The organism is Paramicrobacterium chengjingii, assembly GCF_011751765.2.
In the GTDB taxonomy this organism is placed as follows: Bacteria; Actinomycetota; Actinomycetes; order Actinomycetales; family Microbacteriaceae; genus Paramicrobacterium; species Paramicrobacterium chengjingii.
Window position 1 is genome coordinate 529,417 of record NZ_CP061169.1, and the last position, 21,804, is coordinate 551,220.

Annotated in this window: 17 protein-coding genes and 2 tRNA genes; 13 read left to right on the top strand and 6 right to left on the bottom strand. The window is 63.4% G+C overall.

Annotated elements, in window-relative coordinates; translation table 11 throughout:
• Nucleotides 1-101: 101 nt before the first annotated feature.
• A complete protein-coding gene (locus HCR76_RS02680; protein ID WP_166984917.1) occupies nt 102-1,046 on the top strand; it encodes a LysR family transcriptional regulator in 945 nt (314 codons plus the stop codon).
• Between the two features lie 24 nt (nt 1,047-1,070).
• Here the strand turns inward: HCR76_RS02680 and HCR76_RS02685 are convergent, their stop codons facing one another.
• Both HCR76_RS02685 and HCR76_RS02690 read right to left on the bottom strand, forming a co-directional pair.
• Nucleotides 1,071-1,616 carry a type 1 glutamine amidotransferase domain-containing protein gene (locus HCR76_RS02685; RefSeq protein ID WP_166984915.1) on the bottom strand — a complete coding sequence of 182 codons (546 nt, stop codon included), beginning with the start codon at nt 1,614-1,616 and terminating at the stop codon, nt 1,071-1,073.
• Between the two features lie 141 nt (nt 1,617-1,757).
• Complete coding sequence (locus tag HCR76_RS02690) at nt 1,758-2,255, bottom strand: FHA domain-containing protein (RefSeq protein WP_166984913.1); 498 nt, start codon at nt 2,253-2,255, stop codon at nt 1,758-1,760.
• 353 nt (nt 2,256-2,608) lie between these two features.
• On the opposite strand from HCR76_RS02690, the gene HCR76_RS02695 reads away from it, so the two are divergent.
• Entirely contained in the window at nt 2,609-4,147 is a 1,539-nt protein-coding gene (locus tag HCR76_RS02695) for a M23 family metallopeptidase (RefSeq protein ID WP_166984911.1), read from the top strand.
• A 135-nt stretch (nt 4,148-4,282) separates the two neighbouring features.
• Here the strand turns inward: HCR76_RS02695 and HCR76_RS02700 are convergent, their stop codons facing one another.
• On the bottom strand, nt 4,283-6,004 hold the full coding sequence (locus HCR76_RS02700; protein ID WP_166984909.1) for a glycoside hydrolase family 13 protein: 1,722 nt from the start codon (nt 6,002-6,004) through the stop codon (nt 4,283-4,285).
• Between the two features lie 220 nt (nt 6,005-6,224).
• Between HCR76_RS02700 and HCR76_RS02705 the strand changes: the two genes are divergently transcribed.
• The 6 genes from HCR76_RS02705 (at nt 6,225) to HCR76_RS02730 (ending at nt 12,158) form a co-directional block, all read left to right on the top strand.
• Complete coding sequence (locus HCR76_RS02705) at nt 6,225-7,457, top strand: sugar ABC transporter substrate-binding protein (protein WP_166984907.1); 1,233 nt, start codon at nt 6,225-6,227, stop codon at nt 7,455-7,457.
• A 64-nt stretch (nt 7,458-7,521) separates the two neighbouring features.
• On the top strand, nt 7,522-9,138 hold the full coding sequence (locus HCR76_RS02710) for an ABC transporter permease subunit (protein WP_166984905.1): 1,617 nt from the start codon (nt 7,522-7,524) through the stop codon (nt 9,136-9,138).
• Nucleotide 9,139: 1 nt separating this feature from the next.
• Nucleotides 9,140-10,054, top strand: coding sequence for a sugar ABC transporter permease (locus HCR76_RS02715; protein ID WP_166984903.1), 915 nt, complete (start codon nt 9,140-9,142; stop codon nt 10,052-10,054).
• A gap of 17 nt (nt 10,055-10,071) precedes the next feature.
• Nucleotides 10,072-11,916 carry a glycoside hydrolase family 13 protein gene (locus tag HCR76_RS02720; RefSeq protein ID WP_166984901.1) on the top strand — a complete coding sequence of 615 codons (1,845 nt, stop codon included), beginning with the start codon at nt 10,072-10,074 and terminating at the stop codon, nt 11,914-11,916.
• Between the two features lie 72 nt (nt 11,917-11,988).
• Nucleotides 11,989-12,060: transfer RNA gene (locus HCR76_RS02725), tRNA-Thr, on the top strand.
• A 24-nt stretch (nt 12,061-12,084) separates the two neighbouring features.
• Nucleotides 12,085-12,158 (top strand) — tRNA-Met (locus HCR76_RS02730).
• 68 nt (nt 12,159-12,226) lie between these two features.
• On the opposite strand, the gene HCR76_RS02735 is transcribed toward HCR76_RS02730, so the two are convergent.
• Nucleotides 12,227-13,600, bottom strand: a complete 1,374-nt coding sequence (locus HCR76_RS02735) for a short-chain fatty acid transporter (RefSeq protein WP_244971464.1) — start codon at nt 13,598-13,600, stop codon at nt 12,227-12,229.
• Between the two features lie 44 nt (nt 13,601-13,644).
• A complete protein-coding gene (locus HCR76_RS02740; RefSeq protein WP_166984899.1) occupies nt 13,645-14,541 on the bottom strand; it encodes a LysR family transcriptional regulator in 897 nt (298 codons plus the stop codon).
• Nucleotides 14,542-14,611: 70 nt separating this feature from the next.
• Here HCR76_RS02740 and HCR76_RS02745 point away from each other — a divergent pair, with 70 nt between their 5' ends.
• The gene (locus HCR76_RS02745; RefSeq protein ID WP_166984897.1) at nt 14,612-15,640 is read left to right on the top strand and encodes a YeiH family protein; all 1,029 of its coding nucleotides are present in this window, start codon (nt 14,612-14,614) and stop codon (nt 15,638-15,640) included.
• 18 nt (nt 15,641-15,658) lie between these two features.
• Here HCR76_RS02745 and HCR76_RS02750 read toward each other — a convergent pair whose 3' ends face one another.
• Nucleotides 15,659-16,327 carry an alpha/beta hydrolase gene (locus tag HCR76_RS02750; RefSeq protein ID WP_166984895.1) on the bottom strand — a complete coding sequence of 223 codons (669 nt, stop codon included), beginning with the start codon at nt 16,325-16,327 and terminating at the stop codon, nt 15,659-15,661.
• Nucleotides 16,328-16,429: 102 nt separating this feature from the next.
• On the opposite strand from HCR76_RS02750, the gene HCR76_RS02755 reads away from it, so the two are divergent.
• The 4 genes from HCR76_RS02755 to HCR76_RS02770 all read left to right on the top strand — a co-directional run bounded on the left by HCR76_RS02755 (nt 16,430) and on the right by HCR76_RS02770 (nt 21,711).
• Nucleotides 16,430-17,167: an aminoglycoside 3'-phosphotransferase gene (locus HCR76_RS02755; RefSeq protein WP_198248176.1), complete on the top strand. Its 738-nt coding sequence runs from the start codon at nt 16,430-16,432 to the stop codon at nt 17,165-17,167.
• Between the two features lie 98 nt (nt 17,168-17,265).
• The gene (locus HCR76_RS02760) at nt 17,266-17,820 is read left to right on the top strand and encodes a YceI family protein (RefSeq protein WP_166984891.1); all 555 of its coding nucleotides are present in this window, start codon (nt 17,266-17,268) and stop codon (nt 17,818-17,820) included.
• 128 nt (nt 17,821-17,948) lie between these two features.
• On the top strand, nt 17,949-19,097 hold the full coding sequence (locus tag HCR76_RS02765) for a DUF8744 domain-containing protein (RefSeq protein WP_166984889.1): 1,149 nt from the start codon (nt 17,949-17,951) through the stop codon (nt 19,095-19,097).
• Complete coding sequence (locus HCR76_RS02770) at nt 19,084-21,711, top strand: multicopper oxidase domain-containing protein (RefSeq protein WP_166984887.1); 2,628 nt, start codon at nt 19,084-19,086, stop codon at nt 21,709-21,711. The genes HCR76_RS02765 and HCR76_RS02770 overlap by 14 nt, the downstream gene beginning before the upstream one ends.
• The last annotated feature ends 93 nt before the right edge of the window (nt 21,712-21,804 follow it).

A 21,804-nucleotide genomic window follows, 5' to 3' on the forward strand; every position in this document is an offset into this window, starting at 1 on the left:
AAACGTATGCATGCATCCAGCGTGACCCGCTCCAAAACTTAAGTCTAGCAATCGTTTGTTATCTATTAGCATTAGTTAAACTAATGAAATGGGGAGCGTTCATGTTGTCGCTTTCACGACTGCGGATGCTGCGCGAACTACACAGGCTTGGCACACTCGCCGAAGTTGCACGCGCACTTTCGTATACGCCTTCCGCTGTCTCGCAGCAGCTCTCGCAGCTGGAGCGTGAATGCAGGGTTCCGCTACTGGAGCGCGTCGGTCGTCGAGTGCGGCTCACAGACCAGGCTCTCTCGCTCGTCGCCCATACGGAAGAGGTACTCGCTCAGCTCGAGCGGGCAGAGGCAGAGCTGGCTGCAGCGAGTCCTCGCGTTAGTGGAACGCTAAAAGTCGCCTCGTTCCAGACCGTCGTGCTGTCGTTTGCCCCCACCGCACTCACGCTTATGGCAGGGCGCTGCCCGGAGGTTGACGTCGAGATCACACAACGGGAGGTCGGACCGGCATTTGAAGGGCTGCTCTCGCATGACTTCGACTTGATCCTCGGTGAGGAATATCCGGGAATGCCGGATCGCGTGCGCGACGGCATCGACCGGGCGGAGCTGCTCAGTGATCCGCTCCGTCTCGTGCTCCCTCCGACCGGGATCCTCAGCGCACGGCCGCAGTCGCTGGCTGACCTCGCGGACGCGCCATGGGCTTTTGACCCTTCGGGGACGATGACGGGTGCGTGGGCGCGCGCAGAATGCCGGAAGGCGGGCTTCGAACCTCGCGTGCGCTTCGACACCCCGGACCCGCTGATGCACGCGCACCTCGTGCGCACCGGACACGCTGTCGCTTTCAGCCCTGCGCTGATCGCGGCGCAGCATCTGGGCGGTACCCAGATCTTCGGGCTTCCCGATGACCCGCACAGGACACTGTTCACCGCGGTTCGCGCTGGACGCAGCGATCACCCAGCCGTGCGTGCCTTCCGCGAGTGCCTCGCTGAGGCAGCATTGACAGAAGAAGCACCCGCTCCCTCATTGGTGCTTGCGCCCGCAGACCGCAGGGCCTGAATCATTCTCGTGGGCGGTACCGGCTCAGGTGGTCTGACCGCGGTGCTGGCCTTCACCAATCTCTTCAACCAACGCGTCGTTGAACGCCGGAAGATCGTCGGGCGTTCGACTCGAGACGAGTCCGTTGTCGACGACGACTTCTTGGTCGACCCAGGTGGCTCCGGCGTTCGTGAGGTCAGTTCGGAGGCTCGGGTAACTCGTGAGCGTCCTCCCGCCGAGCACGTCGGCGTCTGCGAGGATCCACGCGCCGTGGCAGATGACGCCCACCGGCTTGTGTTCGACGAAGAAACCGCGAGCGAATGCGACAGCGTCGTGATCCATGCGGAGATCGTCAGCGTTGACGACGCCTCCGGGAAGCACAAGTGCGTCGAAATCCAGTGCTTTTGCCTCGCGAACCAACATGTCGACAGTCTGTGCGTGTCCGTTTTTACCGGTGATCACATCTGGATTCGGTGAGACCATCGTGGGGACGGCACCTGCCTGTACGAGCGCCTCCCAGGGGCTTATCAGCTCGCTGTCTTCAAAGCCATTCGTGGCGAGAACTGCGACCTTCTTAGCGTTGATGCTCATTGGTACTCCCTTCAGACTCTGCGCGGATACTCCACGCAACGGGTACCTCTTTGCGCTGGCACGCTCGCTATCGGACGCGCCAACTTCGAGTCTCCACCCCGCGCAGCATCATTTCAAGGTGCGGTCGTGCTCTTATCGGCGTCAGCCGTCGTGCACCTCGTACGGAGACTCGTCGTCGTTGTGCTCGTCCGTGTGGTCAGGGCGTCTCTGTTGGGCTGGCTGGTCTGAGAACTCTCCGCCTTCGCGGCCGCCAAATGGTCGCCCGTGATCTGCAAACTCTGCACGGGCGAAGACAAGCGTCCACGGTCCTGCCGTAAATCGCGCGCCCTGTCGCAGGATCTCCGTGCGTGTGCCCTCGGTCGCTGTCGCCTCGGGATTGGCGTTCATGAGACCGTCTTCGATGAGCGTCAGTACATACTCGTCGTTCTCATCATGATGCACCGTTGCGTGCAACGGCGCTGCCCCGTCGATTCTGAGCTCGTTCGACTCAGCTGACCCAATGTTGACTATGTCGGTCGTGATGTCGTAAACGAAGCGGTCCGACTCGCTGGAAACACGAAGTCGTGGATTCCCGGCGCCCCAGCCTGAGTGGGTGGTTGCAGCGGATTCGTCTGCTGGCCCTGCGTCGTTCGATTCCATTGTGTGTCCTTTCTCAACCACATTCTCGGTGTCGAAACAAGCACGTCAGTCCCCACCATAGACGCAGCGCTGCTTCACGGTGCAGGTTCATCAGCATTCGGATTCTTTGAAGCGGTACTTGAAGGTTTGAGCGCGGATCGAATTCTCGGTTGATCGACCGCCTCGCCCGTCATTGCAGGCGAGGCGAAGCAACGACTCGTGGTTCCCCATTTGGGGGACTCGAAAATTGGCATGTTGCTCTGGAAATATTCAGCCTTGCTTTGCTACTGTTTATCAATCCGTTACCAAACGGCGCCCCCATTGCCTACTGGTAGCAACAGCTGTGCCCCCTAGCGAAGAAAGTCCGTCTGCCTGTGTGGAGTTGTGCCTCTGAAGAGAACGAGTCTGTTCTCGACCCCTCAGGCACCGCATCGACCCCTCACTCGGGAACAGCGTTCGAATCGCGTCGTGCGCGCCGGGACCGCGAGGCTCGAGAGGCTCTAGAGAGCGCGCGCTCCGCCGGTGTCGCCGACCTCGGCGATGCACTAACGGCCGCTGCTCCGGCGAACACCGAGTTTCTCTCTCGTCGCGAGCGCCGCCGAGCCGCACAGCGCACGACGGATGATCATTCCGAGACGCTGCCGAGCGCTCAGGCTCAGCCCACTGACGTGCAATTGACCCGTCGCTCGCGTCGTCGTGCACCGTCGCCCACATCGTGGCCGGCCGCTGCAGACAACGACGACGCTGATACGAGTGATGCGCCCCGCACCGTCGCCGCGCATGACGTCGCAGCTGAGACAATGGCGGAAGCGCCCGTCGACGTCGCAAGGTCATCAGCTGCGGCAAGGTCATCGGCTGCGGAGCGTGCGGCAGACTCTGAGGCCGAGGTCGTCGAGCCAGCGAATGCTGAGTCGGCAGAGCCTGAGTCAGTTGAGTCCGAGCCAGTCGAGGTCGTCGCTGAGATTGCGCCAGACGGCGTGCCGACGACGACAGAATCCTTCGAAGAGATCATTGCGGGTGCCTTCCCGATCGACGAATCTTCGGTTCCTGACGACGCACACAGCGACCCGGACGAAGCGCCCGTCGCGACCGAGCCCGCAACGGCCGACGCCGCAGACGATGCTCCCGCACCGCTCCGTGGTCGGCATGGGGCCTCGGAATCAGCACCCGTCGACGGCCCGCGCCCGCCGCGGTCGATTCGACGCCTTGCCGCCAAGACAATGAGCATCAGCGCTCTTCTCGCTGTCGGCCTCATGACCGTTGCAACCTCGGTGCCGGCAAACGCATTGCTCAGCGCAGACGACGTTCAGGCGCAGAAGCGTCAGTCGATCCAGCAGGAAACGTACGCTCCAGGGCATGCACAGTCACTCGTCAACACCGCGTCTGCCGACCTTGCTCTGCAACGCGACACCTACGGAGCTCTCTCAGTGACGCAGGCGGCGACCGAGCTCGGGATCAACCCCGAGAACACGTTCACGAACGACCCGAACGGCACAGTGCAATGGCCGTTCTCCGTCGGCGTGCACATCGGCAGCGGTTACGGCGCACGTCCCGGCTGTTCACTCGGCTGCTCGACGAACCACCTCGGCCAGGACTTTAACCCGGGCTACGGTGCTCCGATTCAGTCCATCGCCGACGGGGTCGTCGTCGAGTCGACCGACTCCGGCGGGGGCTTCGGCGTCAAGATCGTCATCGAGCACGTCATCGACGGACAGATGATTCACAGCCTGTACGGCCACATGGTGCCGGGATCGCGCACCGTTCAGGTCGGAGACCACGTCTCGGTCGGACAGATCATCGGCAAGACGGGCAACACGGGAATCTCCACCGGACCTCACATGCACTTCGAGATTCTCATCAACGGAACCAAGCACGTCGACCCGCTCGCGTGGCTCTACGAGAACACCAACTAGTCTCTCGATCAGCTCAACTTCCCGGCACAGTGGCCGGGTTTTTTACTGTCTAGCACCGTTTCCGAGGCACACGACAACGGCACCGCGTCGCCGAATGCGACGCGGTGCCGTTCCGTGGTGAGGCCTGGGCGGCTGCTACGGCGTCAGGAACCAGACGGTTGAGTCAGCGGAAACGACGCCCTCACGGGAGGGCGAGCTTTCGAGCGTGCGCGTTGCCGTGAGAAGCGACGCCGGCACATCAGCATCCTGATCACCCGTATTCGCGATGACCGTGACCGGGCCATTGGTGAACCACAGAACATTGTCATCGCCGGCATCATGCCACTCGATCGCGCCGAGCCCCAGCTGATGCGTGTTGCGAAGCCAGAGTGCCCGACTGTAGAGCTCGAGAGTCGAACCGGCCACACCGAGCTGGCTCGACCGCGCATACTCCGCCCAATCATCGGGCTGCGGCAGCCACGAGGCGCCCGTCGCGCTGAACCCGTAAGCGGGGGCATCGGCTTCCCACGGAATCGGCACGCGACAGCCGTCGCGACCGTAGCGCTCGCGATTTGTGCGAAACCACGTCGGGTCTTGCCGGGCAGCGTCGGGCAGGTCGATCGCCTCGGGAAGACCAAGCTCTTCGCCCTGGTACAGGTAGGCGCCTCCGGGAAGGGCGAGCATAAGGGCGGATGCTGCTCGCGCGCGAGCCAGGCCGATATCGCGGTTCGGGCGGTCGACGGTGGCGGGGCCGATGCCGTGGCCCTGGGGGTTCTCGTGCGTCAAAGCGAGCCGCGACGCGTGACGCACAACGTCATGATTTGACAGCACCCAGGTGCTCGGCGCGCCAACGGCAGAGAACGCGGCGATGGATTCGTCAATGATGCCGCGCAGCTCCGGCCCGCTCCACGGCGTCTCGAGGTATGGAAAGTTGAAGGCCTGCTGCATCTCATCTGGGCGCACCCACAGCGCCATCTTCTGCAGCGGGTCGACCCAGGCCTCGGCACACAGCACGCGCTGGCCGGTGTACTCCGCAAGCACCTGATTCCATTCGCGATAGATGTCGTGCACGCCATCTTGCCCCCAGTACGGAGCAAGAACGGCGGCGGAATCCGTCGTCCCCTGGCCGCCCATGCTGCCCGCGCTGCCTGGCGGGGTGAAGTCGGGCAGTCCATCGGCCTTGACGAGACCGTGCGCGACGTCGACCCGAAAACCGTCGACCCCGCGGTCGAGCCAGAATCGCAGCACGTCGCGGAACATGGACCGTACGTCAGAATTGCTCCAGTCAAAATCGGGCTGGCTCGCGTCGAACAGGTGCAGGTACCACTGGCCAGGGTTGCCGTGTGCGTCGACCGTGCGGGTCCATGCGGGGCCGCCGAACATGGATTCCCAATTGTTGGGCGCCTCATCGCCGTGCGGCCCGCGGCCATCTCGAAACATGTAGCGATCGCGTACGGGGGAGCCTGGCTGCGCTGCGAGGGCCTTCTGAAACCAGTCATGCTGATCGGACGAGTGGTTGGGAACGAGATCGATGATCACTCGGATGCCGCGTGAATGCGCAGCATCCGTCATCTCGTCAAAGTCGGCGAGCGTACCGAAAAGCGGGTCGACATCGCAGTAATCAGAGACGTCGTATCCCGCGTCTTTCTGCGGAGAAGTGAAGAACGGCGACAGCCAGATGGCGTCGATGCCGAGCTGCTTGAGCGAGTCGATGCGAGACGTGATGCCAGCGAGATCGCCCACGCCATCGCCGTTCGCATCGGCGAACGATCGAGGGTAGATCTGATAAATCACGGCGGAGCGCCACCATTCAGCGCCGACAGGGGCGTCTGTGGTGGTGAACGGCTCGTCTCGGGCGGGAGAGCTGGCTTGGGTCATGCCCAATACTGTACGACAGACTTTCCAATTTATGGAAACGCTTACTATGTGGATCATCACGAGAAGGTCACAATGACCCCATTATCCCGGGATATCGAGTTGTGTTTGTGACAGCACTCATGTAAAAGTGGAAGCGCTTGCATAGTGATGCGCGAGAAACCTCGGGGCACAGACGCAAGGTTTGACGGCCACATCGGCACAGCTAATGAAAGGCACACCAATGAGGGTGAAGACCAATCCGATTCTCGCCATCGGAGCGATGACCGCGGTAGCCGCGCTCGCGCTCACCGGATGCTCTGCCGGAGGCGGCGACGAGGGTAGCAAGAAGGAAGGCTCGACCACGCTCACCGTGTGGGTCGACGCCGACCGCGCTCCTGTTCTGAAAGACGTCGCTGCGGCATTCACAAAAGAGTCCGGAATCGCCGTGAAGCTGGTGCAGAAGGACTTCGGCAAGATTCAAGAGGAGTTCGTTCAGCAGGTTCCGACAGGCAAGGGCCCCGACATCACGATCGGCGCTCACGACTGGCTCGGCAACTTCGTGACCAACGGCGTTGTGCAGCCCATTGAGCTCGGCGACATTGCCGGCGACTTTCAGGACGTTGCCGTCACGGCGATGAGTTACGAGGGCAAGACCTACGGTCTGCCGTACTCCACCGAGAACATCGCGCTCCTGCGAAACACCGAGCTTGCCCCCGAGGCGCCGTCAACGTACGACGAGATGGTGCAGATGGGGACGGATGCCGGAACGGAATTTCCGTTCCTCGTGCAGGTGGGTGAAGAGAGCGATCCGTACCACCTCTACCCCTTCCAGACCTCCTTCGGCGCCCCGGTCTTCGGCACAAAAGATGATGGGAGCTACGACTCTGAGCAGCTGCTGCTCGGAAACGATGGCGGAATCGACTTCGCGAACTGGCTCGCCGAGCAAGGCAAGGCAGGGCTCCTCAAGACCACCGTCGACGGTGACATCGCCAAAGAGAAGTTCGTGAGCGGCGACTCACCGTTCCTCATCACCGGACCGTGGAACGTCGCGCCAGCACAGGATGCCGGCATCGACGTCGCCGTCGACGCAATCCCGAGCGCCGGTGGCGAAGCAGCACAGCCGTTCGTCGGCGTTCAGGGCTTCTTCGTCTCAGCGAAGAGCAAGAACGCTCTTGCCGCCAACGAGTTCCTCACCAACTACATCGGCACGAAAGACGTGCAGGTTGAGCTGTACAACGTCGGCAAGCGTCCGCCGGCACTAACCGCCGCGTTTGAAGAGGTCAGCTCCGACCCGACCACCGCGGCCTTTGGCGAGGTCGGCGCTGCGGGCGTGCCGATGCCGAACATTCCCGAGATGGGTTCCGTGTGGCAGTTCTGGGGCGTGACCGAGGCCGACATCATCAACGGCAAGGGCGATCCGGCCGAGCTGTGGACGACAATGACCTCCGACATTCGGAGCGCAATCGAAGGTTGACGTCAGTGCTGGTCGGGCGAAAGCCCGCCAGCACCGTGTCGACGTCACACCATCGCGGGGAGACATGAGCAGCACTCAGACCGAGGACGCGCGCGAAACGCGCGTCGTCCACAAGCGCAGACGCCGCGCCGTTCGCATCGCCGAGCAGGCGTCAGGCGGCATCACCTCGTTGATCGTCAAGATCGCGCTGATCGCCGTGATCGACGCGCTATCGCTCTACGCTCTCTTCGTCTCGATGGCGCAGCAGCAGTGGACTGTCTTCGCTGTGATCCTCGTCATCGCAGCATCCATCAACATCATCTATTTCACGCGCGGCTGGCTCCCCGCCAAATACCTCGCACCAGGCCTCGTCTTTCTCCTCATCTTTCAGGTTTTCGTGATCGGGTACACCGCCTACATTGCGTTCACGAACTACGGAACAGGGCACAACAGCACTAAGCAGGATGCCGTGATCGCGCTCGTGCAGTCGGCACAGGATCGCGTGCCCGACTCTCCGGCGTACGATCTCACGGTGCTCGATCAGCTCGGCACCTACAGTTTTCTCGTCACGGCGCCAGATGGCACCGTGAGCATGGGAAACGATGCGACACCGCTGCACACCGTCGATGGCGCCGAGATGTCTGGCGGCAAGGCCGTGGGGCTCTCGGGCTACACGGCCCTCGATTTTGCAAGCATCCTTCAGCACCAAGACGAAATCGCGAAGATCGCCGTGCAGATTTCGGATGATCCGAACGACGGCGCTCTGCGCACCCCTGACGGCTCAAGCGCGTACCTCTACGTCTCAACCCTCGTCTATGACGAAGCCGCGGGAACGATGACAGACACGACAACGAACACCGTCTACACAGACACGGGTGTCGGTGCGTTCACCGCCGAAAACGGCGAACAGCTCATGCCAGGGTGGAGCATCGCCGTCGGCACCGAGAACTTCACGAAGGCCTTTACCGAGCAGAGCATCCGCGGCCCGCTCGTCAGCGTGACGATCTGGACGTTCGCGTTCGCGCTGCTGAGCGTGCTGACGACTTTTCTGCTCGGGCTGTTTCTGGCGATTGTCTTCAACGACATGCGCATGAAAGGGCGCAAGTTCTACCGCGTGCTGATGATTCTGCCCTACGCGTTCCCCGGTTTTCTCGGGGCGCTCGTGTGGGCCGGTCTGCTGAACCGCGACTTCGGGTTCGTGAACGACGTGATCTTCGGCGGCGCAGAGATTCCCTGGCTTACCAACGAATGGCTCGCCAAGATCAGCATTCTGTGGGTCAACCTCTGGCTCGGATTCCCCTACATGTTCCTCGTGTGCACCGGTGCTTTGCAGGCGATCCCCGAAGAACTCACCGAGGCGGCGACGGTTGACGGCGCGAAACCGTTCGCGATCTTCCGGCTCATCAAATTTCCGCTGCTTCTGGTCACCGTCGCTCCACTGTTGATCTCGTCATTCGCGTTCAACTTCAACAACTTCAACCTGATCTACATGCTCACGGAGGGCGGACCGCGCGATGCGGCTGCCGGCATCAATGTCGGGGGCACCGACATTCTCATCTCGATGGTCTACAAGGTGGCGTTCGTCGGAGCGAGCCGCGATTACGGCCTCGCGAGCGCATTCTCAATCATTATCTTCGTCGTTGTCGCCGTGATCTCGATCATCAGCTTTAAACAGACGAAGGCGCTGGAGGACCTGAACTGACATGAGTACGTCAACGATGATTCCGCGCACCGGCGTCTCCGCGATCCCCGCGAAGCGACCATTCCGCTTCGGCACCTGGTTTCGTGCCACCGGCTGGCGCCACCTCGTGGGGGTTATCACGGTGATCTACGCCGTGTTTCCGCTGCTGTACGTGCTGAGCGCCTCGTTGAACCCCAACGGCACGCTCCTGAGTTCCAACGGTCTCTTCGCGAAGATCGGGCTCGACAGCTATGTCACGCTCTTCACCTCGCCGCAGCAGCCCTACGCCTCGTGGTTCGGCAATACGTTGTTCATCGGTCTGTCGACGTCGGTGTGCACGGTCTTTCTCGGTGCCCTCGCCGCTTACTGCTTCAGCCGCATGCGCTTTGCCGGGCGGCGGTTCGGTCTGGTCTCTCTTCTGGTCGTGCAGATCTTTCCGCAGCTGCTCGCCGTTGTCGCGATCTTTCTGCTTCTCAATACGATCGGCGACATCTTTCCCGTGCTCGGAATCGACAACCAGATTGCGCTCATCGTTGTCTATCTCGGCGGCGCCCTCGGCGTGAACACGTACCTGATGTACGGGTTCTTCAACACAGTGCCCACAGCGCTCGACGAGGCAGCGAAGATCGACGGCGCGGGCCATGCGCGCATCTTCTTTACGATCATTCTGCGACTCGTCGCGCCGATTCTCGCCGTTGTGGGGCTGCTGTCGTTCATCGCATCGACAAACGACTTCGTCATTGCGAGCATCGTGCTGGTCACGCCAGAGAAGCAGACGCTCGCCGTCGGGCTCTATCAGTTTGTCTCGCAGGAGTTCACGAGCAACTGGAGCGTCTTCGCCGCCGGTGCCGTGCTCGCGGCGTTGCCCGTGATGGCGCTGTTTCTCTACCTGCAGAAGTACATTGTCGGCGGTCTTACCGCCGGCTCTGTTAAATAGGAGGACGTACGTTGGTCATGAACACCGCGCTCGAGCCGCACCACGATGGTTCGCCGCTCTACGTTTCGACACAGCATCCGCATCTGGGCGAAGCCGTCGTGATGCGCCTGCGGGTTCCTCGCGCACTCGGCAAGCTTCAGGGCGTGCGCGTGCGATCGAACCCCGACAGAGAGCCCGTCTTCGCCGTCGCTCAACTGGCAGCATCCGCCAGCGGCTGGGACTGGTGGCAGGCCGAGGTGACCGTCGCAAACCGCGTGCACGGCTACCGTTGGCTGCTGCGTCTCGACGACGGAACCGACATGTGGGTAAACGCCCGCGGGGTGTTCACCGTAGAGACGCTCGACAGCGACGATTTTCGGCTCGTCGCTGCAGACGGGCCACCCGAGTGGGTTGCATCGACAGTGATGTATCAGGTGTTTCCCGACCGATTCTGGCGATCGGATGCTGGTGAGTCACGCCCGGCTCCGGAGTGGGCTGTGCCCGCTGCCTGGTCAGACGAGCTGCGCCTCGACCCGCCGGCACGATCAACCCAGTTCTACGGCGGAGACCTCGACGGCATCGTGGAGCGCCTCGATCATCTCGAGCGCCTCGGCGTGACCATGATCTACCTCACCCCGGTGTTCCCCGCGCGGTCAAACCATCGGTACGACGCGACGAGCTTCGACATGGTCGACCCGCTGCTCGGCGGCGACGAAGCGCTGATTCGCCTGGTCGAGGCCGCCCACGCGCGCGGACTGAAAGTGATCGGCGATCTGACGAGCAACCACTCGGGCGACGCACACGAATGGTTTACGGCTGCGCGTGGCAACCCCGCTGCGCCGGAGAGCGATTTCTACTATTGGCGGGATGCCGAGCATGAGCAGTACGAGTCCTGGCTCGGAGTGCCCAGTCTTCCCAAATTCAACTGGAACTCTCGTGAGCTGCGCCGTCGGTTCATCGAGGGAGATGACTCCGTCGTGGCGACGTGGCTGAAAGCGCCATACTCTCTCGACGGCTGGCGCATCGATGTGGCGAACATGACGGGGCGGCACGGCGACGACGACCTCAACGCGGAGGTGCGGCAGACTATCCGCCGCACAATGGTCGACATCAACCCCGACACCATCCTGCTCGCCGAGTCGACAAACGACGCATCGAGTGATTTCCAGGGCGATGCGTGGCATGGCGCCATGACGTACGCCAACTTTACTCGCCCGCTGTGGGGCTGGCTGTCTGAGCCGCTCGGCGACGCCGGGGGAGGCCTCGGCATGGCGATGCAGACGATTCCGCGTTACGACGGCTGGCAGTTTTACGCCGCACATCGACAGTTCAGCGCGGGGTTCCCCTGGCGTGTGCGTCTGGGCAACATGAACGCCCTCGACACGCACGACACCCCGCGGTTCCTCACGAGGGCATTGCCTGGCACACTCCCGGTTGCCGTGGGCATGTCGGTAACGCTGCCGGGCATTCCCGTGGTGTGGGCGGGCGACGAGTTTGGGCTCACGGGCGAAGACGGCGAGGCGTCGCGCACGCCGATTCCGTGGCACGCCGCCGATGCGGCATCCGACACCATCGATCTGTATGCCGAGCTCATCGCTCTCAAACGCGAACATTCAGCGCTGAACGGCGGCGGAATCCGTTGGGTGCACGTGAGCGCCGATGTTCTCGCGTATGTGCGCGAAGATGCTTTGCAGTCGTTGTTGGTCGTTTCCGCGCGTGCGAATGTCGAGGTCGACCTGCCAATCGAGGCCATTCCAACACCGGATGCCGCGGAGCAGCTGTTCGGCAGCCTCGACCTCGCGGCGAGCGCTGACAGCATCCGAATTTCGGGCTCCGGGCCGGCCTTCGCGGTGTGGCGCACGGCCGGTGTCACCGCGGAATGATCTCGAGTTCACGATCCGCGGAAAGGTTTGATATTCTTTAGCGGTTGCCTTGTGAACGATGTGCAAGGCAGTGCCCCGATAGCTCAGTGGTAGAGCACTTCCATGGTAAGGAAGGGGTCGTCAGTTCAATCCTGACTCGGGGCTCGCGCGTTCTACGGAGCGTCGTGCGGCAGGGTAGCTCAGTTGGTGAGAGCGCACGACTCATAATCGTGAGGTCGCGGGTTCAAGCCCCGCTCCTGCTACAGCACAGAACCCCCGGCATCGCGACCGGGGGTTCTGTCGTTTCGCGTCGTTGTGTGCCAGCCGCCGATCAGAGGCTCACGATGAGCAGCACAGCCGCCATCACGACACCGGAGCCGAGCAGCGTGACGAACGTATAACCCAGAATGTCGCGCATCTTGAGCCCGGCGATCGCGAGCACCGGCAGCGCCCAGAACGGCTGAATCATGTTCGTCCACTGGTCGCCATAGGCAACGGCCATGATCGCGATCGACGGATCGACGCCCAGCTGGTGCGCCGCATCGATCATGATCGGACCCTGCACGGCGAACTGGCCGCCGCCAGATGGCACGAAGAAGTTGACGATGCCCGCTGATAGCAGCGCGAGAACGCCGAACGTTGTGGGCGTCGAAATCGACACGAACGCGTCAGAGAAGAGTTTGATGAGCCCCGACGACGACATGATTCCGAGAATTCCGGCATAGAGAGGGAACTGCAGCAGAATCTCACCGACGTTCGACGCCGCCCTCTTGGTGAGATGAATCAGCTCGAACGGATTCTTGACGAGCAGCAGAATCAATGCGAGGAACGACCAGTTGACGATGTCGAGCGTGAGGGTTCCGCCCTGGATGAAGTGCACGGCGAGATACCCGACGAGGCCGAGGCCGAGCAGCAGTGTGAGAATGCGCGACGCGTCGACGCGGTCAGCAGGCGTGACGACGGACTCGTCGGCCTCGTCATGCTTCTCCGAGCCGACAGCATCCGGCAGTTCATAGATGGGGTCGCCGCTCTTGGGCCGGATGAGGAAGAAGAGAAGCGCAACGACGACGATCACCGCGAGGGCGGCGAGCATATTCCACGATGCGAATATGGTCTCGGTGACGGGGATCACCTCGCCGCCGAGTGCGGGAGCGAGAAACGAGTCGGGAGTTGCGGCGGTGAGGGGGCCCGAGCCGGAATATCCCATGTGCCAGACGACGAAGCCTGAGTATCCGGCAGCGACGAGCAGCGGAAAGTGCACTTTGTACCCGCGCCTACGCGACTGCACAGCGATCTCTCGTGCGAGCAACGTGCCGACGATCAGACCGAGTCCCCAGGTGATGAGGCTCGCAATGGCCCCGATGACGAAGACGAACACGTACGCTGTTCCCGGGCCCGTGGGTACGCCAGCCAGCCAGCCGAGCAGCTTCTTGACCGGCCGGGTGTTGGCGAGCATGTATCCGAGCAGCAGAATCAGACACATTTGCGTCATGAACGCGAGAAGGCCCGAGAGGCCATCGCCCCAGCCAACGACGACGTCGACAGGGCTGGTCTGCGTGAGCGTCATCGCGAGGATCGCGACAATGATCGTCAGAACAATGGCGAAGGTGAGCGCCGAGGGAATCCAGCGCTCAAGAAACCGGTTGATTGGACGCATGACGCTCCGTCGGCCGGTCGGCTTCTCAGGTGCGGGTGCAGTCGACATTGACGAACTCCTTTGTTCTGACGTGGATCTCGACGAGTGAGACTCTACCGGGCGATGCGCGCGCGACGGGCGATGCCGATGAGCAGCTCTGCGGCCTCGTGCACGCTGCCGGGCAGCCACACTGCGCGCATGCATCGAGCGAACTCACTTTCCGTCGGCACAATGACGAGACCACCAGAGCGCACAGCATCGGCGACCGCAAGTTCGCTCAACACAGCAGGGCCTGCACCGGAGGCGACGCTGATGCGCACTGCGGCGTTGCTGTCGAGCTCAAGCGTCGGGGGGACAGGGTCGAGATGCGCGATCGCGGATTCGAGCGTCGTGCGGGTTCCAGAACCCGATTCACGAACAACGAGCGGGGTTCGCGCAAGCTCGGCATCGGTGATCGCGCGACGGCGGGTTGCCCATGGATGCTGTGGCGCGACCACGATCACGAGGCGGTCTCGCGCGACCTCGGCGCTGCGAAGCCCGCGGCGAACACCGGGTGACTCGACGAAGCCCACGTCGGCGCGACCTGCCGCGACAGCATCCTGCACCTCCTCTGAGTTCTGGGCGGCGAGATGCAGTTCGAGCTGTGGACGTTCGGCCCTGAGCGCGGCGAGCCACCGTGGCAAAAGTGCCTCGGCGACAGTCTTGCTCGCCGCGACAGTGAGATGCGATCGCTCCGAATCGCGCAACGCCTCGGCAGCCGACTGGAAGTTTCGTGATTCAGCCACGACGTCGGCTGCCCAGTCTGCAACCATCGCGCCGTGGTTGGTCAGTGTCGACCCACGCGGCCCCCTATCGATGAGCCTGAAGCCGAGATCGGCTTCAAGTCGCCGAAGCGTGCGTGACGCATTGGGTTGAGCCATGTCGAGGCTCTGCGCGGCAGCGCTCAGGCTTCCGTGCTCGGAGACGGCGCAAAGAAGAGCGAGCGCCGTCAGATCGGGAAGATGTGCCATATCACGATGATATGACGTAGGGATGAAGAAGGCATTCTCAAGCCGCCCGCGGACCGGCATTCTTGACACCATGTCGAACTCCACTGCTCCGGTACACGAACCTCAGACACGACGGCGAAACAGGATCGGTGCCCTCCTTCCCGGACTCGGGCTCTGTGCCGTCGCCGTCGTTGCGGCGCTCACGGTGAATCACCTGGTGCCTGCCGTGAGTGCGCTTCTGATTGCCATCGTGCTCGGAATGCTGTTGCGCAACCTCGTTCCCCTTCCCGCAGTGTTCGATGCGGGGTTGGCGTTCTCAGCAAAGAAGCTCCTGCGGCTCGGTGTCGTGCTGCTGGGGCTTCAGCTGGTGGTCGGAGACATCCTCGGGCTCGGCGCAGGGGTGATTGTTGTGGTGATTGCGATCGTCGTCGGCGGAATCGTCTCAACGCTGCTGATCGGCAAGCTTATGGGCATCAGTTTCACGCAGAGACTGCTCATCGCTTGTGGTTTCTCGATCTGCGGTGCCGCAGCCGTCGCAGCCGTCGACGGCGTCGTCGAGCCCGATGACGACGAAGAGGTGGTCACGGCAATCGCGCTCGTGGTGCTCTTCGGAACCCTGATGATCCCTCTCGTTCCCCTTGCAGCTGGGGCGCTCGGGCTCGGTTCTCATGACGCCGGGCTCTGGGCGGGCGGCTCGATCCACGAGGTCGCGCAGGTGGTTGCCGCGGGAGGGATCATCGGTGGAGGGGCGCTCGGGGTCGCCGTGATCGTCAAGCTGGCGCGCGTGCTGATGCTCGCCCCCGTCATGGCGGTGATCAGCGCCGTTCGCCGCCGTCAGAGCGCGGGGTCGGGCGGTAAGCGACCTCCGATCATGCCGCTGTTCGTCTTCGGATTCATCGTGATGGTCGCTCTGCGGTCGATTGGGCTTGTTCCCGCTGGCATCGTCGATGCGGCATCCGTGGTTCAGAATGCACTGCTCGCTTCGGCCATGTTCGCGCTTGGCGCCGGTGTGAAGATCCGCAACCTTGTGAAGGTCGGCCCGAAGCCGTTCGCGCTCGCCGCGTGCAGCACGATCGTGGTCGCCGGCATTGCGCTCGCCGGAGTCATGATCGTCGCCTGAGGCGGAGCGGGCCGTGCGTCAGACGTCGAGAAAGCGTCGGATGCCTGCGGTCAACGCCATTGAATCTTCGAGCATCGGCAGGTGCGCCGTCGGAAGAGACGCCGTCCACCTCGCGCCGATCCGAGCGGCAGACGCTGCTTGAGCCGACGCCGGCAGCTCGATGTCAGCCGACGTCGAGACGTAGCCGCACCGCGAAGGAAACGACGTATCGACTGTCTTGTCGAGGTAGAGGCCTCGTGGTTCCGGTTCGAAACCCTCGACGAGGCGATCCGTCGTGTTCTCGTCGAGGCCCGTACCGAGACTTGAACGAATTGCCGAATCCGGCGGGCGTGTGCCGGTGAGACGGAGTGCGATCGGCAGAACCCACCGTGCGGGAATGGGAAGGTTTGCCGCATAGGAGGTTCCCGGTTTCGGAAACAGGGCGGCGACGCCGAGAACCGCGTCGATGCGGTCGGCCGCGAGCGGCAGCATCCGTGTTGCTATCGTTCCGCCTAGCGAATGCGCGACGACGGTGAAGTGCGGCCACGGCGCGAACTCAAGTGCAGCGACTGCCGCGTCGGCGAGAGTCGCGCCCTCGTGTCGCGGAGTTTCTGCGACGGCGGACTCGGTGCCGAGACTCTGCCGTACGTCATCCCATACCCACGTCTGCAGGCCGGCACCGCTGATGAAGAGTACGGGAGACGTCATGGCGTCAGACTATCGGTGAGAGCCCGACGTGTCGCGGTCTCTGTGGTGAACGGCTTGTGTGGGGGCCGTAGGATCATGGTCGAAGCGGATGGGGAGGATGCCGTGTCGATACCAAGCGCGCCAGTCGCTGTTCCCCCGATCGTCGTGTCTCGTGCGCGCGGCGATCGCGTCGTGCCCGTGTGGCGCAACGAGCTCGGCGGGCTCACGTTTCGAGCCGAGCCGCTGGAGGGCGCGCCGCGGTACATCAAGTGGGGGCCCCTCCAGAACGAGACGTCGATGGCGGCCGAGGCCGAGCGGTTGGAGTGGGCCGTGCGCTACGCAGCCGTGCCGCGTGTCATTGAGCACGGTTCAGACGCGACGCACGAGTGGCTCGTCACTGCGGCGCTGACGGGGGAGAGCGCTGTCGCGCCACACTGGGTCGCCCGGCCCGCGGCAGCCGTCGTCGCCGTCGGCCGAGGGCTTCGCGCCCTGCACGAAACCCTTCCCGTCGGGGACTGCCCGTTTGAATGGGGAGTCGAGTCCCGCATCGCCAACGCGGCGGGTCGCGGCATCCACCTGCCTGAGTCGCTGAGAAAGGCGCCGGATGCCGACAAGCTCGTCGTCTGCCACGGCGACGCCTGCTGTCCCAATACGCTCATCGACGGCGCGGGCAAGTGGAGCGGCCACGTCGATCTCGGCGCCCTCGGTGTTGCAGACCGTTGGGCTGACATTGCCGTCGCGTCCATGAGCACAGAGTGGAACTACGGCCCCGGCTGGGAAGACGCGCTGATCGATGCATACGGGGTGAAACCGGACAGGGAGCGGATCGCCTACTACCGTGACCTCTGGAACGCGACCTGACCACATGGGTCGCATGAATGATCCGGCCCACGAAAGACTTCGCAAAAAAGTTGTCGCGGCAAGGAATATCCCAAAAGTACATACGGTTGCATGGATACATGACTGAAAACACACTCGTTCATCCCCAGTACATTGCCGGCACGTGGCTGCTCGACCCGCTGCACTCCAAGTTGGAGTTCTCGCTGAAGCACCTCATGATCAGCAAAGTTCACGGCACCTTCGACGTCGTCGAGGCCACGGTTATCACCGCCGAGAACCCGGCAGACAGCACAATTGAGGCAACGATCGACGTGTCGAGCGTCAACACGGGCCAGCCTGACCGCGACAACCACCTGCGCTCAGGCGACTTCTTTAAAATCGATGAATTTCCGACCATGACCTTCCGTTCGACGAAGGTCTCGAATGACGGCGACGACTTCACCGTCGACGGTGAGCTGACTCTGCGCGGCGTCACCAAGCCCGTCACGTTGGTCGGCGAGTTTGGTGGAGTTATTGATGCTCAGGGTCAGACAAAGGCCGGCCTCACAGCATCGACGACAATCAACCGCACCGACTTCGGCGTCAACTGGAACGCGGCAATCGAGGCCGGCGGCATGACGCTCGGTGACAAAGTGGCGATCACGCTCGACCTGCAGTTCGCCCTGCAGAAGTAACGTTTATCGCAGTTTTCGGGGTCGCGACGCAGAGTCGCGGCCCCGCCGTTCGTGAATCGCGCGGTGAGGGCCGCTGCAGTGTCTTCATATTTCTACGAGCTGTAGAACGTCGGCGGTAGGCTGGGGACGTGCCGAACCCCGTGCCTACCTCCCGAAGCACGCACGCCACGATGAACCGAGACGGCGTGCGCGCAGCCCGGCTTGCTTTCGTGTTGCCGGCGGGCGTTGCGCTGCTGATCGGCATGGCGGCGGGCCTCGCTCGCATGGGTGTATGGGGAGTGGATGCCGAGGCGCTCCGTGCCGCTCACGCCCCGGCGATGCTCTTCGGCTTCGTCGGCTCGCTTGTTGCGCTCGAACGCGCTGTCGCCATTCGTCGCGTTTGGGCATTCGCCGCGCCACTGCTGCTGAGTCTTGGCGCCCTTGCGCTCATCACGCCGCTCCCGACAGCGGTTGGCCGCACGGCGATCGCACTGGGGCTCGCGCTCATGCTCGTCATCTATCGAGTCATCTGGAAGCGGCAGACCGCTCTCGCGACGAGCGTGCAAGCGCTCGCCGCGGCATCCGGTCTCATCGCGGCGCTGCTCTGGGCAACTGGTGTCCCGTTTGAAAATGTCAGCATCGTTGCCGCCGTGTTTCTCGTGCTCACGATTGTGGGCGAGCGCATCGAACTGGGGCGCGTGGGCGGACTGACCGCACGCGGCGAGGCTGTCGGTCTCGGGCTCTCACTCGTCGTCGCGGCAGCATCCGTTGCTACGATCCTCTGGCCCGGCGCCGCGCATTCCGTGCTCGGCGCCGCGATTCTCTCACTCGTCGCGTGGCTGCTGATCGTCGACGTCGCCCGCGTCACGATCGCCTCGACGGGCGCCGCGCGGTACATGGCGGTGTGCCTGCTCCTCGGCTACGCCTGGCTCGCAGTGGCTGGCGGCGTACTGCTTGCCGCTGGCGCCCCGAGTGCCGCAGCCTATGACATCGTGACTCACGCCGTGCTGCTCGGGTTTGTCATGTCGATGATCATGGCGCACGCCTCCGTGATACTGCCCGCCGTGCTGCGCACCCCACTGCCGTATCGTCGCTGGTTTTACGCTCCCGTCGCTCTGCTGCAGCTGTCGCTCGTCGTGCGAGTGATCGGTGACGTGCGTGAGAGCAACATCACGATTCAGGCGGGCGGCATCGCAAACGTTGCAGCGATTCTGCTGTTTCTCGTGTGCGCGGCGGCCTCGGCTGCTGTGTCTGCACGCGTCGACCGTTCGAAAGGGGTAGCCCATGCGCAGCGTTGAGCGTCGCACCTGGTACATCATCACGAACTCGGTGCTCGGACTCTGGATGCTTGCAGCCATCGCCGCGGTCACGGCACACCGATTTCTGCCGCACAGCACGTGGCTCATGGTGCACGTGACGATGCTCGGTGCTGTGAGCACGGCGATCCTCATTTGGAGCCAGCACTTCGCCGACACGCTCACGCGCAGACAGGCTCCGGGCGGCCGGGTGAGCCTCGGCATCCGTCTCGGCCTGCATACGCTGGGTGCCGCGCTCGTCATCGCGGGAATTCTTTCAGACGTCATGTCGGTGATTCTTGCCGGTGCTGTGATCGTCGCCGCAGCAGCGCTCACCCATGCGACGACCATGATCCTGCAGCTGCGAGGTGCACTCGCGTCGCGGTTCGGACCGCTCGTGCAGTTCTACGCGGTGTCTGCGCTGTGGCTTGTCGTGGGCGTCGGGATCGGCTTCTGGATGTCACAGCTTTCTGCAGACGACCCCCTGCGCGGCCGACTTTTTGTCGCGCACGTCGCGGTGAATCTGCTCGGCTGGGTGGGGACGACGGTGCTGGGCACGGTGATCTTGTTCTGGCCCACCGTGCTGCACGCGCGCATGCGGCCAACGGACGGCAGCAGATCACCGCTGGTTCTCACGGTATCGATGTTTGGCATCGTTGTTGTGCTGGCTGGCGCTGCGGCAGATGCTCCGCCCCTCGTCGCGGCGGGTGCTGTGCTGTGGCTCGCCGCCCTCGGCCTCGTGCTCGTTGAGGGAGTACGACAGATCACGGATGCCGCTCGGCTGAGCTACGCCGGCCTGTCGATCGGGGCGGCACTGTGCTGGCTCGCCGTGTCTGTGGGGTTTCTCGCCGTCGGGGTGGGAACGTCCGACGGCTGGGCGACGGCTGTCGACAGACTCGCCTGGATCGTGCAGCCGTTCATCGCCGGGTTCGCCGTGCAGATCGTGCTTGGTGCACTCAGCTACCTTCTGCCGGTGATCATGGGCCGCCCGAATGCTCGCAAGAAGTGCGAAGCCGAGCTCGATCGCGCAGCGGTCTTTCGCGCGGCGACGATCAACATCGGCATCGTCGCCTATCTGCTGCCGGTGCCGAGCGTCGTGAAGGTGCTGCTGAGCATTGTCGTGCTCTGCGTGTTCATCGCGTTTCTCGTGCTTGCGGTGCGCGGTGTGGTCGTGGGGCTGCGCGAGCGCAAAGCAGAACCCGCGCCGGCGGCCGACGCGCAGGGCGTGCAGCTGGGCGTCGGAGCGCCGCCGCAGAAGGCGAAGCCGCGGCGTGCACTGAGCGGCCAGCTCGTCACGGCGGCATCCGTCATTCTTCTTGCCGTTGCGGGCGGAATTGCCATTGATCCGTCAGCGGCGGGCATCAACACGCTCGGCGGCACAGAGGTCGCCGAAACGGGACACACGACGACAATCGACGTGAGCGTCGACGGCATGCGCTTCGTGCCCGACGTGCTCGAGGTTCCCGCGGGAGATCGCCTCGTTGTCGAGCTCAGCAACACGGGCACCGACGTGCACGACATCACCTTCGCCAACGGCGTCAGCTCCGAGCGGCTTGCGCCCGGCGACAGCGAGACTGTCGATGTCGGTGTGATCTCCGAGGACATGCAGGGCTGGTGCTCGGTGACAGGCCACCGCGCCATGGGCATGGAGCTGAGCGTCGTCGCTGTGGGTGCTGCGGCAGAGGGCGCCCATGACCATGGTGACGCCCAGGACTCGGATGCCGGTGGCGCAGCCGCCGATCTCGACTTCACCCTGTCGACCGACGCGGGCTTCGTCCCCTACGACGCTGCGCTCGACCCCGCGCCCGCAGCCGACGTGCACGAGATCACGATGCCCGTCACCGAGACGGAGGTCGAGGTGGCTCCCGGCGTCACTCAGACGCTCTGGATGTTCGACGGCACAGCACCCGGCCCCGTGCTGCGTGGCTCGGTCGGTGACGTCTTCGACGTGACGCTCGTAAACAACGGCACCATGGGGCACTCCATCGATTTTCACGCGGGAACGCTCGCCCCCGACGATCCGATGCGCACCATCATGCCGGGCGAGAGTCTTGAGTATACGTTCACAGCAACGCGTGCCGGCATCTGGATGTACCACTGCTCGACCATGCCGATGTCGAGTCACATTGCGAACGGCATGTTCGGGGCGGTCATCATCGACCCACCCGACTTGGCACCCGTCGACCACGAGTTCGTGATGGTGCAGTCGGAGTTCTACCTGGGCGAGGAGGGCGGCCCTGTCGACCCGGATGCTGTCGCAACACAGCTCCCCGACATCGTCGCGTTCAACGGCTACGCCAACCAGTATCGCGACGTGCCCCTCGAGGTGAAGGCGGGCGACACCGTGCGGTTCTGGGTTTTGGACGCCGGGCCGAACGTCTCCACCTCGTTCCACGTTGTCGGTGGGCAGTTTCACACGGTGTGGAAAGAGGGCGACTATTCGCTGAAGGACGGCGGTTCTACGGGCGTCGGTGGCTCACAGGCGCTCGCTTTGGCGCCCGCGCAGGGAGGCTTCGTCGAGCTCACCTTCCCTGAGGCGGGCAACTACTCGTTTGTGTCGCACATCATGTCGGATGCTGAGAAGGGCGCGACTGGAATCGTCCACGTCACCGAGTGATTCCGTGTGTGCAGACGGTTTTCCAGGGCATGCGTGTGCAGTCGGCTCCCAGATCACGCGTGCACAGATTCGGAGATCTGGGCGACACGCCGC